The organism is Sedimentibacter sp. MB31-C6 (assembly GCF_035934735.1).
Lineage (GTDB): Bacteria > Bacillota > Clostridia > Tissierellales > Sedimentibacteraceae > Sedimentibacter.
Genome location: NZ_CP142396.1, coordinates 1,423,129 through 1,437,452, shown reverse-complemented (window position 1 = coordinate 1,437,452; position 14,324 = coordinate 1,423,129). Strand labels below are relative to the sequence as shown.

11 protein-coding genes and 1 tRNA gene are annotated in these 14,324 nt (G+C 30.2%); 1 reads left to right on the top strand and 11 read right to left on the bottom strand.

Features of this window, described 5'->3' with window-relative positions; translation table 11 throughout:
* Positions 1–10: 10 nt before the first annotated feature.
* The 11 genes from U8307_RS06845 to lysA form a co-directional block, all read right to left on the bottom strand.
* Positions 11–553 carry a hypothetical protein gene (locus U8307_RS06845; protein ID WP_326911373.1) on the bottom strand — a complete coding sequence of 181 codons (543 nt, stop codon included), beginning with the start codon at positions 551–553 and terminating at the stop codon, positions 11–13.
* Positions 554–736: 183 nt separating this feature from the next.
* Positions 737–1,675, bottom strand: coding sequence for an ATP-binding cassette domain-containing protein (locus tag U8307_RS06840; protein WP_326911371.1), 939 nt, complete (start codon positions 1,673–1,675; stop codon positions 737–739).
* Positions 1,665–2,747 carry an ABC transporter ATP-binding protein gene (locus U8307_RS06835; protein ID WP_326911369.1) on the bottom strand — a complete coding sequence of 361 codons (1,083 nt, stop codon included), beginning with the start codon at positions 2,745–2,747 and terminating at the stop codon, positions 1,665–1,667. Before U8307_RS06835 ends, U8307_RS06840 begins: the two co-directional genes overlap by 11 nt.
* 12 nt (positions 2,748–2,759) lie before the next feature.
* Positions 2,760–3,731: an ABC transporter permease gene (locus U8307_RS06830; RefSeq protein WP_326911366.1), complete on the bottom strand. Its 972-nt coding sequence runs from the start codon at positions 3,729–3,731 to the stop codon at positions 2,760–2,762.
* Positions 3,731–4,672, bottom strand: a complete 942-nt coding sequence (locus U8307_RS06825; protein ID WP_326911364.1) for an ABC transporter permease — start codon at positions 4,670–4,672, stop codon at positions 3,731–3,733. The genes U8307_RS06830 and U8307_RS06825 overlap by 1 nt, the downstream gene beginning before the upstream one ends.
* Before the next feature lie 119 nt (positions 4,673–4,791).
* On the bottom strand, positions 4,792–6,693 hold the full coding sequence (locus U8307_RS06820; protein WP_326911362.1) for a peptide ABC transporter substrate-binding protein: 1,902 nt from the start codon (positions 6,691–6,693) through the stop codon (positions 4,792–4,794).
* Positions 6,694–6,782: 89 nt separating this feature from the next.
* Positions 6,783–6,859 (bottom strand) — tRNA-Arg (locus U8307_RS06815).
* Between the two features lie 294 nt (positions 6,860–7,153).
* Positions 7,154–8,317 carry a D-alanyl-D-alanine carboxypeptidase family protein gene (locus U8307_RS06810; RefSeq protein ID WP_326911360.1) on the bottom strand — a complete coding sequence of 388 codons (1,164 nt, stop codon included), beginning with the start codon at positions 8,315–8,317 and terminating at the stop codon, positions 7,154–7,156.
* A gap of 121 nt (positions 8,318–8,438) precedes the next feature.
* Positions 8,439–9,701 carry a dicarboxylate/amino acid:cation symporter gene (locus tag U8307_RS06805; RefSeq protein ID WP_326911358.1) on the bottom strand — a complete coding sequence of 421 codons (1,263 nt, stop codon included), beginning with the start codon at positions 9,699–9,701 and terminating at the stop codon, positions 8,439–8,441.
* A gap of 93 nt (positions 9,702–9,794) precedes the next feature.
* Positions 9,795–10,637, bottom strand: coding sequence for a diaminopimelate epimerase (dapF, locus tag U8307_RS06800; RefSeq protein WP_326911356.1), 843 nt, complete (start codon positions 10,635–10,637; stop codon positions 9,795–9,797).
* Positions 10,638–10,697: 60 nt separating this feature from the next.
* Entirely contained in the window at positions 10,698–11,981 is a 1,284-nt protein-coding gene (lysA, locus tag U8307_RS06795; RefSeq protein WP_326911354.1) for a diaminopimelate decarboxylase, read from the bottom strand.
* Between the two features lie 188 nt (positions 11,982–12,169).
* Between lysA and U8307_RS06790 the strand changes: the two genes are divergently transcribed.
* A complete protein-coding gene (locus U8307_RS06790; protein ID WP_326911352.1) occupies positions 12,170–14,257 on the top strand; it encodes a sigma-54 interaction domain-containing protein in 2,088 nt (695 codons plus the stop codon).
* Positions 14,258–14,324: the final 67 nt, after the last annotated feature.

The following is a 14,324-nucleotide window of genomic DNA, read 5'->3' as shown; positions in this document are numbered from 1 at the left end:
GCACCTCCTATCAAAAATGGCTGTAAGCAATTTTTTTATTCACATATTCAAACAATGGACCTTCATATATCGTTTCTAACTCTAAAGTATTATAATCATCAGGTACTACTAATGTAATTTCTTTATTAAAAGGTATTATTCCCCATAATAAGTATGTAACAAAGCTAGAACAAACATAATAATAATCCCTTTTCAAAGGTATATTGAAATACATTAAAACCAAATTTAATATACTGTATTTAAATCTTTCAGGTGAATTAATAAACTTCTCTAACCGCCTCTTAATAATATTGTACTCACTATCAGTTACTTCAAGTTTATATATTTTACATTTTGTTTCTGGATATAATTTAAATATACCGTGATTTATATTTTCTCTAACAAATCCTCCTGGTAATGGTAACCAAGTTATCTTCCTGCCAAAACTATACATATCTGTACAATCCTCTGTAAAGGATATTGATATGTGATTATAAGGCTTTTTTGAAAATGCTTTTAATGTTTTTGAAACTAAAGTATTTGTTTGTGTTAAAACTATATTAATTTCTTTCATAAATTTCTCCGTTATAATTATAATGTGTATTAGTACGCTTAATACAGTGACTGTATTATATATCATAATACACTAACTGTCAATATACATTTTCAAAAAAACAGTACAAACTATTATATATAGCCAAACTTTACTTTGTCTACAATATAATAATTTATACTGTATTTTAATCATATATCATTTTTACTGAAGTTGTTTTTTGTATTCTTCTAACTCTCTATCATTTGCTAAAATAAAATGTTCAGGTTCTATTTCAACCCATATTGGTGGGTTATTATCATAATCAAAATGGCAACTTGTATCATATATATTAACTTTCTTATTTTTTTCTAACCTTGGATTAGGTGTTGGTATTGCCGATAGCAGTGACTTTGTATACGGATGAAGTGGATTAGCAAATAATAATTCTGTTTCTGCAAGTTCTACAATTCTACCCTTGTGTATTACTGCTATCCTATCTGATATAAACCGTACTACAGATAAATCATGTGCAATAAACAAGTAAGTTAAACCTCTTTGTTTCTGTAGCTTTGATAAAAGATTTATTACTTGAGCACGTATTGATACATCTAAAGCTGAAATAGGCTCATCTGCTATAATTAATTCAGGTTCCATTACCAATGCTCTAGCTATACCTATACGTTGTCTCTGACCTCCAGAGAACTCGTGAGGGAAACGACTTGCAAATTCTGGAAGTAATCCAACATCTAATAATGCTTCTTCTACTTTCTTTTTTCTGTTTTCCTCAGAACCATAATTGTTTAAATTATACAATCCCTCTGATACTATATAATCAACCTTAGCTCTTTCATTTAATGAAGCCATAGGATCTTGAAAAATCATTTGCATTTTCCTCGTAAGCTCTTTGTCAAATTCAGGATCTATCTTACCACTAATCCTTTTTTTATCATAAATTATTTCTCCACTTGATGCCGGATTAATTCTTATGATGGCTCTACCTATTGTAGTTTTACCTGAACCGGATTCTCCTACAAGTCCAAAGGTTTCTCCTTTGTAAATATTGAAACTTACATCATTTACTGCTACAAATTTTTTATTTTTCTTACCAAATTCTACTCTTAAACTCTTTACTTCCAATAGTACATCTTTTTTATTTTGCATTTACTTCACCACCTTTTATGTTCATTGACTGCATTTTTTTAATCATTGAAGGTGGTTCAACTTTTGGTGCCCTTGGATCCAACAACCATGTACGTGCTTTATGTGTAGAACTAACTTCAAAGTAAGGAGGTCTTTCTACAAAATCAATTTTTAAAGCATTTTGATTTCTTGGAGCAAATGCATCACCAACTATTTCCTTAAATAAATTAGGTGGAGTTCCCTTTATTGAATATAAAGCTTCACCTTTTATACCAAGCTGAGGTAATGAAGATAAAAGTGCCCATGTATAAGGATGTTTAGGATCAAAAAATACTTCTTCTGCACTACCTATTTCTATTATGTCCCCTGCATACATTACTGCTATTCTATCAGCTACATTGGCAACAACCCCTAAGTCATGAGTAATGTATATAATAGTCAAATCATATTTTTTTTGAATATTCTTCAATAAATTTAGTATTTGTGCCTGAATAGTTACATCTAAAGCTGTAGTAGGCTCATCGCAAATAAGGATATTTGGATTGCATGCTATTGCTATAGCGATAACGACTCTTTGTCTCATTCCACCAGAAAATTCATGAGGGTATTGCTTATATCTTTTTTCTGGTTCATTAATACCAACATCACTTAATATTGAAATTGTAAGTTTTTTTGCTTCTTCGCCCTTTAAATTTTGATGAAGTTCTATTGATTCTTGTACTTGTTTACCTATAGTTTTAAGAGGATTTAAACTAGTCATTGGATCTTGAAATACCATTGCTATTTCTTTTCCCCTAATTTTTATCCAATCATTCTCTGTTTTAAATTTAGCTAGGTTTTCACCATTATACATTATAGAACCTTCTGCAATCCTACCATTAGCATCTAAAAGTCCCATGAAAGATTTTGTAAAAACCGATTTGCCTGATCCAGACTCTCCAACAATTGCTAAACTTTCACCTTTATGCAATTCTAGAGATGTACCTCTTATTGCAGTTAATTCATCACCTCTTAAATTAAATTTTATAACTAAATCTTCTATAGATAAAATTATTTCACTATTAATTATTTCTTCAATTGTTTTTATTGCCATATTCTGTACCTCCTACACATGATTTCTCGGGTCAGCAGAATCTGCAAACACATTACCTATAACATAGAACGAAATTGTTACAATAGATATAATTAAAGCTGGAAAAAATAATTGATATCTTGATTCTGGATTCATCATTATCATTCTACCTTCATTAATTAAATTACCAAGAGATGGTATATCTAATGGAAGTCCCATTCCTATATATGATAGAAATATTTCATTTCCTATAGCCAACGGTATTGCTAAAGACATTCTCAACATTATAACAGATACCAAATAAGGCAAAAGATTTTTAGTTATAATTCTGCTTGTTGGTGTTCCTAAACATCTAGATGCTAAATTATATTCTCTGTCTCTTATAATAATTATTAAATTACGTACAAATCTAGCCATTTGAAGCCAACCAGTCATACACATGGCAAATATAATAGTTGGTATACTTGGTTTCATAATATATGTTAATATAATTAAAACTACTGTAGTAGGTATATTATCCCAAACATTATATATTTCGGTGATTATTGCATCAAGTTTTCTTACATACCCCCACAAAGCTCCAATAGTTATACCTACTATAGCTTCAAATATACCTACAGCAAGTCCTATAAAAAGAGATGTTCTAGTACCACTCCATACTCTTGCCCACAAATCTTGACCGATAGAATTAGTACCAAACCAAAATTCCTTACTAGGTTTTTCATTATGATACTGAAGTCCTGTTTCAGGATTATTATATATTTGAGTTGGACTTTTTTGATTTGGTAATAAAGGCTGTAATAAAGTAAACATTACAACAACAGCTATTAAAATTAAAAGTACAACAGCAACCTTGTTTTTAATAAAAACTTGAAATGTTGATCTCCAAAAAGAATAATTAGAATATCCAATTAATTCTGATTGTGATTCATCGTATTCTGCAAATTCAAATAAGGAGGGGTCTATATTATCTGCCATTTTATTAATTAATTTTTTACTTGTCATTATCTAGAACCTCCTTTACTACCTAATTTAATTCTAGGGTCAAAAATGCCCATTAATATATCTCCTAACATTAATCCTATTATCCCAATAGATGAATACATAAGAACTAATGCTTGAACTAAAGTGTTGTCCTGCCTTTGTATAGCAGTTACTAAAAGTCCTCCTGTTCCTGGTATGGAGAATAATGATTCAACATATATTGAGCCAGAAACTGCATATAATATTGATGCAGGCAAATATTGTGCCAAAGGGACAAATGCATTACGTAAAATATGTTTAACCATTATATCTTTACTTTTAAGGCCCTTTGCCCTAGCTAATTTTACGTAATCTTTGTTTAATTCATCAACCATATATCGCCTTATCCACATAGCATAATAAGCTATATTAACAATAGATAGGCAAAGAATAGGTAATATCCAACTTTTTGGGTCTAATTTATCATACAAAAGAGGTAACTTAAACAAATCTGTCAAAAACACCTGTATAAGCAGGAAATAAATAACTGCAGGCACTGCATTTGCTCCTACTACATATACAGTACCAAACTTATCCCACGCCTTTCCTTTGTATCTAGCCATTAAAATACCCATGCTTAGTCCAACTACTATTGATACTCCTAATGAAGCTAATCCAAAACGTACTGATGTAATAATTTTGTCGCCAAGTATAGATGAAATAGCTACCTTAGGTCTATAGGTTATGGATTCTCCTAAGTCTCCTTGTAATAAATCACCATAGAAATTTTTCAACTGTATATACCAAGGATCTAACAAGCCTAAATTTTGTAATTTAGCTATCTTTTGACCTTCATCTAACTTATCAAAACTAGCACCAAAATATCCTTCAATAGGCATCATACGCATTAGTAAAAAAACTATGGTAACAACAATAATTAACGTTAAAAAGGATCTTAAGAGCCTAGTTACATAATATTTCATGCATTAACGCCCTCGCTTTCTTTAATTTTAATTTCCCATTATTTAATTATGATTTAAAGACGAAGAATCTCATATTTCAACATTTATGAGATTCTTCACTGCTATCCTAATAATCTATCTTAATTAGCTTCTTTTAAAGCTTCATCACGTTCAATTTTCCACTGTTCGTAAGCTGCGTTAAATTCTTCTGTATTCAAAGGTCTCACAAGAAGTTTTTGACCTTTCCATCTGTCCCTAGATATTCCAAATGGAGCAAATTGCGATTCAAAAGGATGTACCTGGGACGCAACATATCCATCTCCACCACTTACACAAAATGGGATAACAAATGCGTTATTTATAAGTAATGCTTCTGCTTCAGCAAATAATTCATATCGCCTAGTTAAATCAATATATTCGCTTTTAGCTTCTTCCAACAAAGCTTCATATGTTTCGAAAATATTATTTCCTTCATCATCTACATCTGTAGTGTATTCAGGGAAATTATATGTTCCGCCACGAGCAAATGGATCTGTATATGTTTGTGGGTCTGCATAATCAGGGCCCCAATTTACTTGCATCAATGAGTAATTTCCAGCTCTTCTCGTTCCATCAAGAAAACCTGTTGGAGCATGTGGTAATAATGTTATTTCCAAATAATCATTTCCTAGTAATGTTTCTAATTGTTGTTTAACGACCTGTGCTTCATTTGCCCAAGATGTACTGTTTGTATTATAAGGCATCAATATTTTTACTGGAAAAGTAACTCCATTTTCTGTAAGTTCTTGAACTGCTTTTTCTTTATAACTAAGAGCTTCTTCTTCATTATAAAAGTCTTTGTCTGATATTACTGCCAAATCACCTATAGATGTAAAATCTACTCCATTTTGTGAAGTAAATTCTGGTGGTGTAATAGTATTTATAATTCTATATTCAGGATTATATGGATCTTGAGTCGTCATTGCTGCAACTCTGTTAAATGCTGACATAATTGATTTACGGAAATTCGTATTATTAACAGCTATTTTCCAGTTTTCAGGATCATATTCTGCATCAAATTTTGGATCAAAATTAAAAGCATAGAAATATGTGTAAGTTCCAAGCCTGTCTGGTCTAACATGTTCTTTTAACTCTGAGTCATTCATCCATTCATCAAGACTTGCAGGTGGAATTATAACATCTGAAACCTCACCACGTTTGTACATTTCTCCAGCAAGAGCTGTTGCTTCTTTATTATATTTATAATTTAATTCTGTAATGTATACGTTTTCTGAATCCCAATATGTCGGATTTTTCTTAAGTATTCTATGCATTTGAGGTTCAAACTCCGACAAAAGATAAGCACCATTATATAATAATGCTGAATTGGCTGTACCAAATTGGTCTCCCATTTCTTCTAAAAATGGGCCATAGGCAGGAAAAAAGCATACATAAGTTAACATTGACTCAAAATATGGAACAGGTTCTTTTAATTTATATTCTAAAGTATACTCATCTATCGCTTTCACGCCAACTTCTGAAAAATCTGTTATTTCACCATTGAAATATTCTTCTGCATTCTTTATTACACTATAGAACATGTTAGCTGTTGCTGATTCATTTTCTGGTTTTAGTATATATTGAGCTGCGCTAACAAAGTCATTTGCAGTTGTTTCAGCTACTTCGTTTCCTTCAAAATCAACCCACTTTACCTTTTTTCTTAAGTGGAATGTCCATGTCAACCCATCATCTGACACTTCCCATGTTTCTGCCAAATCCGGCTGTACTACTCCATATTTATCATAGTCAACTAAAGTGTCTACCAAATTAGCAGCAAGTTGTAATTCAACATATGTTGTAGTAGTTAAATAATTTATAGTTGTAATTTCTTCAGCATATACCGTTTTATAAACTTGTTTTTCAGCGTACTTACCGCCTTCTGTAATATCTTCACCTGTAGAATCCTCTTTTTGTATAGAATCGTCTGTACCTGAAGGCTCTGTTGTTCCACATGCTGTTAATATCAGTGTTAATACTAAAATTAAAGATATTAATTTTTTCATCTTTCCCTCCTAATTTTAATTTATAATATAATTAGTATATACTAATATATATTCCAACTTGTGAATTCGTTTTCCTGTAATATAAAAATTGGTGCACCTGAGAGGAGTCGAACCCCCGACACATGCCTTAGGAGGGCACTGCTCTATCCTACTGAGCTACAGATGCACATTTATTATAATATTTACTTGTAACGAGAATTTTACACTAAATAATATTACTTGTCAATACATTGAAATAATATAATATTATGATTTTATTTATATTTATACACTTTATAAATTGATATGCTTATTATTTTTTATTAATTTTTAACAATTCATAACAATATATTAATATATCAATAACTAAATTTTCAAACTTTATGAATTGTTTAAATGTATATTTAATGAATAATTTACAAATTAATTTATTGAATTTTTTTCATTTTTTTAAAATATAATATTTAGTAAAATAAACTCACTAATTTCCAAAAATGTTCAATAAAAATCTATAAATCCTTATAAAAATATTTGCTTTCTTTACATCTTCACCAACTACAGCATCGATTTGTTTTGTTTCCTCTTCATTTATATATACGCTTATTGTACCTATTTTATCACCTTTAATTAATGGTGCATTTACAGTATCATTATACGTCACTTCAATTTTTACGATGTCCTCATTGCCTACCATTTTATTTAAATCGGTTGCTGGAAACACATCTATTTTACCTTTTTTCGAATTAGAAATATAAACTTTATCAATTGGTTGTGACATATCGACAAGTTTTTGTTGACTATAATTGTTCATTCCATACTTTAAAAGTTCTGTTGACTTATTTATTCTTTCTTCATGTGTTTGAGCTCCCATAATTATAGCAATAAGCCTATAGTCTTGTCCATTTCCAGTTACTGGTAATGTTGATACAAGGCACAAACCAGCTTTATCTGTATAGCCGGTTTTGAGACCATCTACACCTTCTAAAACAGTCAATAAAGGATTAGTTGCTTCTTTTTGATAATTTCTTTCTTCTATTATGAGTTCTTGCTGTTTTGTAATTTCCAATAATTTAGGATAATTAGTCAATATATGCCTAACAAGCTTGTATATGTCTGAGATTGACATATGATTTTGACCTGTTTCCGCATCATTTATAGGTAATCCATGAGGATTAATAAAACTTGCTGACAACAATCCTAGCTCTGAAGCTTTTTCATTCATCATATTAACAAAATTATCTACAGTGCCACCTACATGTTCTGCTATAGCAGTTGCACAATCATTTCCAGATACTATAAGCATTCCCTTTACTAGTGTATCTAAACTTAAAGTTTCACCTGATAAAATTCCAAAACTACTTCCTTCTGTAGAAGCAGCATGACCACTAATAACAACATCATCATTTAATGATATTTTTTCTTCTTCAACAGCTTCCATCATCAATAAATATGTCATTAATTTGGTAATACTAGCCATTGCGAGCTGTTCATCTATGTTGTATTCATATAATATTTCACCAGTTTCTAAATCACCCAACAATGCACCTTTAATATTATTGTTAACATTGATTTCTCCAAATATTACTGTATTTGAGAGCATAATTACGATTAGGCACAAGGATAATATCTTTCTAATTCTTCTCATATAACTCCTCCAATCTATTATGCTTCAATTATATAATATTTTGTCAAAAAATGCATTATTTAAATGAGAAAACTTACTGTTAATTATTTACTGTAAGTTTTCTCCTATACAATTAACTCTATTATTCAGTCTTAGAAATACTTATTTTATTCATACCATTTTTTAACCAGTCTTTACCTTCTACCATTCTTGTAACTATCATGGAGGCAACTGCATCACCAGTACAATTTAAACATGTTGCCGGTGGATCTACAAGAAATCCTATAGTTGCAATAATAGGAAATGCTTCTGGTGGAAATCCAAATAAGTTAACTATTAGCATCTCTCCAATAAGTCCACCTCCTGGAACACCAGACATAACAACCCCTCCAAGGATAGAAATTAATACTGCAGTAATATAAGTACCCATTCCTGCGAATTCCTGACCAAATATACCAAATAGAAAAGAAATTTTTAAAATAGAAGACAATACCGTTCCATCCATATGCATAGTTGCACCTATAGGCAATACTATTTCACGTATATCCTTAGGTACACCCATACGCTCTGTAGCTTCCAAATTAACGGGCATTGAAGCTATAGAACTTTGTGTAGCCAATGATGTTACAGCTGGTTCTAATATATTACTAAAGAAAGTTTTTACACCTAACTTTCCTCCAGCAAAATATGAATATCCCGCAAAAGCAACAAAGAAATATATTATACATAATGGATAGTATACAAGCATTGCTCTTCCATATGCACCTAAAAGCTGTGGACCAAATTCACCAATTAAGCTAGCAAAATAAGCACCTAATCCGATTGGAGCATAAAGCATAATAATGCCTACAAACTTCATCATTACATTAGAAAGTGCTTCTAAACCTCTAGCTATAATGTTATTTTCGCCACCTACAGAACTTACACAGAAGCCAAATAATATAGAAAATACAATTAAAGGCAACATATTAGATCTAGATAATAACTTAGTGAAGTCATCAACAGTTAAAGCCTTAACAACTTGATCGGCAAATGACAGTTTTTCTAGTTCTGTTGCAGATTCAAATGCTATATCAACACCTTCTGCTGGAGGGAATACTTTAACCATTATAATAATTATTACAGCAGCAATTAATCCCGTAACTACGAATGTTAAAAATAAGTTCCCTAAAATTTTTCCTAATCTTTTCATATTTACCATATTACCAACTGCTCCAGCTATAGTAACAAATACAAGTGGAGTTACTGCTGTAAACATTAAATTAAGAAAAATATCACCGAAAGGTTTAAGTACTATTGCCTTTTCCTTAAAAACAAGACCTATAATACTACCTAATACAATTGATACAATTAATATAATAGGAAACCGGTAGTTTTCCCATATCGTTTTTTTTGATGTGTTCATTATAATACTTCCTTTCGAAAATTATTTAATAATTGTTGTTAGCTTAATACCTGAATGGATATAATAATGACATATACATATAATCATAAAATATTACATAACCAAATCTTCATCTATTACTTGTCCTATTGCAATAATATTAGTATCACCAATTAGAAAGAGTTCATCTATTGAGTTGTTATTAATTTTCATTTCTATAAATAACTCTCCTCCTGGAACAACAATTTTTATTTTATTAGTATTTACATAACCTTTTAACAAAAGTGCCGCAGCTGTTGATCCTGATCCTGTACCACAAGCCAATGTAAAATCCTCAACACCTCTTTCATAAGTTTTAACAATTGCTGTAGCATCGTCTACCATCTCGAAAAAGTTTACATTTGCTCCTTTAGGGAAATCTTTATAATATCTTATTTTTCTTCCCAAATCTAATATTTTACTTACTTCTATATCCTTCAACCCTGGATATTTTACAACAGCATGAGGTATACCTGGATTTCCTAGTTCGATATAAGCGCAATCATATCTTACTCCATCAATTTCAACATCAGAATTAACTTTAACTACTTCTGGTTTGTTGAGTTTTACCCTTACAAGCCTTCCATCTTCTATTTCAGCTACCACTATTCCAGCAGGTGTCTCAAATGTCATTTTTTTACCTGCTATCTTATTTAAATAAGCGTATCTGGCAATGCATCTTGCTCCATTACCACACATTTCTCCAAGACTTCCATCAGAATTATAAAAACGCATTTTAAAATCTGCATCTTGACCTTCAGGAAAATCTATTGCCATAAACCCATCTGCTCCTATCGATACTTTTCTAGTGCATATTTTTTTTGCAATTAATGGCAACTTTTCTATAGGTAATTGTTGTTTCATATTGTTGATAATTATAAAGTCATTACCTGCTCCTTGAATTTTTGTAAATTCCACATTTTCACCTCCTTAATAATATTATTTATTATAAACGAAGAATATTCGTTTAAAACAAATCTAAAACAACTCATTTTGTATCATATCATCATAACTTTGTCTTTTTACTATAAGTTGATGTTTTCCTTCCTTTGTTAAAACTACAGCTGGGATAGGATTTTTATTATAGTTACTTGCCATTGTGTATCCATATGCACCAGTAGAGAATACTGCAAAAATATCTCCCCTCTCTAGTTGAGCAACTTTAGCATCTTTTATTAATATATCTCCTGATTCGCAGCATTTTCCGCATATAGTAACTACTTCTGTTTTAGATTTATCAGCTTTGTTTGCCGCTAAACCTTCATATTTTGCTTGATATAATGCTGGTCTGATATTATCTGTCATTCCTCCATCTACAGAAACATATTTCCTTATACCAGGTATATTTTTTATTGTACCAACTGTATATAATGTAATACCTGCTTCTCCTATTATACTTCTACCAGGTTCTATTACTACTTCTGGCCTTTGAATGTTTATTTCTTTTGAAAAGCTTTCTATTTTATCCATCATAGGATCTAAAAAATATGAATAGGATTTCGGTTCATCAGAATCTGTATATTTTATTCCAAATCCTCCTCCAATATTTATTTCTGGTGTAACATAACCATATCTATCCTTTGTTTCCTTTATAAGTTTTAAAGAAGTGTCCAAAGCTTTTAAATGAGATGCATTGTCATGAAGTTGTGAGCCTACATGGAAATGAAATCCCATAAACTTTACATAGTCTGACTTAACAGCCTTTTCTATAGATGCATATATAATTTCATCATCTAAAGGTATTCCAAACTTTGAATCCTTTTTACCAGTGATTATGTAATCATGAGAATCACTTTTTACCCCTGGAGTTATTCTATAAAGGACATTTATCTTTTTATTTTTTTCTTTACAAATGTTTTCTATTAAACTTAATTCATCTAAACCATCAATAATTATTCTTCCTATATTATAATCAATTGCAAGTTCTAATTCTTCAAGAGTTTTATTATTTCCATTAAATTCAATTCTCTCTGGCGGAAAGTTAGCTTTAATAGCAGTATATAACTCTCCTCCCGAAACTACATCTATACAAAGGCCTTCTCTCTCAATTATTTTACACATTGCAAGTGTCAAAAAAGCTTTTGAAGCATATGCAGCTCTTGTTCTTTCATATTTTTGTAAAAATGTATTTTGTATTTCTTTGCATTTTTCTACAATTGCAGTTTCACTCATAACATATAAAGGTGTTCCATATTTTTCAACTAATTCTACTGAGTTACACCCATCAAAATACAATATTCCGTCTTTTACTTCTTTCGTCATATTACCCTCCAAATAATTTCTAGATTACTAAAATTTTGATGACATTTTCAACTTATTCTTTTTAATCTATGTTAATATAACAAGCAATTATTATGCCAAAAATAATAACAATAAGATTTTTCTAGAAAATTATAGTTTATTGACATTGTTTTAAAAATGACTTAACATAATGATATAAACTTGAAAGGGTGAATGTTATTAAAAAAAGAATTTCTATCGTAACTTTAACTTATAGTGCTTCTAAATTTTATGAAAATCAAATTAAAGACCTTTTTGGCGAATTTGTAGTTACATCGTCTTATAGTTTATTAGATGGTTCTATCAAAAATATTGAAAATTCAGATATTTTTATTATAACTACTGATGCATTTAATAGTATTGCTGACCTCAAAATCAATATACCCTTTGACATTCCTAAAGTAGAAATTGAAGTTACTTATACAAAAGAAAACTTAGAAACTTTGATGAAACTTCCAAAGGGAAGTAAAGCTTTATTTGTAAATCTCAGTGAAATAATGGTTCGTGAATCAATAGCTAGACTTAATCAATTAGGAATAAATCATATTGAATTTACACCGTATTATCCAGGAGCGAAGCCTGTAAGTGGCTTTGACATTGCAGTTACAGTAGGTGAAAGTCAATATGCACCTGATGATATAAAGACTGTAATTGATTTAGGTCACAGAGTAATTGATTCAGCAACAGTAGTAGAAATCGCCTTGCGTTTAAACTTTGAATATTTACTTGAAAGGCAAAATTTCAAAGAATACTTTCGTTCAATAGCTGCAAACAATTATAGCTTCGATATGCTCTTTGGAAAATCTCTTCGTATGGAAAGCCAATTTGAAATACTTATGGATATAATAGATGATGGAATTATTGGAGTAAATGAAAGTGATATTATATTTGCATGTAATTCTAAGGCACTTGAAATAACTAATACCTTAAGAGAAAATGTTATTGATCATTCTGCTAAAAAAGCATTTCCATTTTTGCCCTTTGAAAAATGTAAAAAAACAAGAAAAAAAATAGAAAACAATTTGATAAAAGTTAATGATGTTGATATAAATATATCTGTAACTCCAGTTATACGAAGTAATGAATATATTGGAGCTTTTGCAACTATACAAAAATTTACTGAAGAAGAGTCAAAACAACATAACTTGCGTATACAATTACTTAATAAAGGACATAAAGCAAAGTATGTATTTGAAGATATAATTGGAGAAAGTGAACCAATTAAAAAGGCTTGCGCCATTGCTAGAAAAATGGCAAAAACTAATTCCTCTGTATTAATAACAGGAGAAAGTGGTACAGGTAAAGAACTCTTTGCACATGCAATTCATAATGAATCTAAACGACGAAATTATCCTTTTATAGCCATAAATTGTGCTGCAATGCCAGATAATCTTCTAGAAAGTGAGTTATTTGGATATGAAGAAGGATCTTTTACTGGAGCTCGTAAGGGAGGTAAGCTAGGACTATTTGAATTTGCACATAAAGGAACAATTTTTCTAGATGAAGTTGAAGCAATGAGCCCATCTCTGCAAGTAAAATTACTACGTGTAATTCAAGAAAGAGAAATTATGAGAGTTGGTGGTAATAAAATAATTAGTATAGATGTACGAATAATTGCTACCTCGAATGAAAGTTTGGAGAATTTAGTTGCAAAAGGAAGCTTTAGAACTGATTTATATTATCGTTTAAATACATTGCCAATACAACTACCTCCTTTAAGTGAGCGAGGAAATGATATCATACTTTTATTTGAATACTTTAAAAATAAAATAAATGGGCATTTTACTCTTTCTACGCAAATAATAGATGCTTTCATGTCCCATAATTGGAACGGTAATATAAGAGAACTTCGTAATTATGTTGAATATTTTACTTATTTAAATAAAGATGAAATTTTTTATGATGATTTGCCACCTAGTTTTTATAATAATCCTAAAATAATTTCTAATAACAGTATTGATAAAAATATAAAACTTGATGTTGAACTGCTAGAACAACTTGCAGGTAATGGCATTGAAGAATATCATTTTGTATTAAATAAATTATATGATGGTTTTATAAATAAAATTAACTTAGGACGTTTATCAATAGCTGAAATGGCCGAAACTAATGGTATTTTTCTCACTCAACAAGAAGTACGAAATATTTTAATAGACTTAAGCAATTTAGGTTTAATAAAAATGACACGTGGAAGAGGTGGAAGTAAAATTAATAATCGAGGAATAAAAGTTTTAAAAGAACTTAATAACCGTATTTAGTTAACAAAATGGCAATTAATTGGTTGAATTATTATAACTTTAACCAATTAATTGCTTTTTATATGCT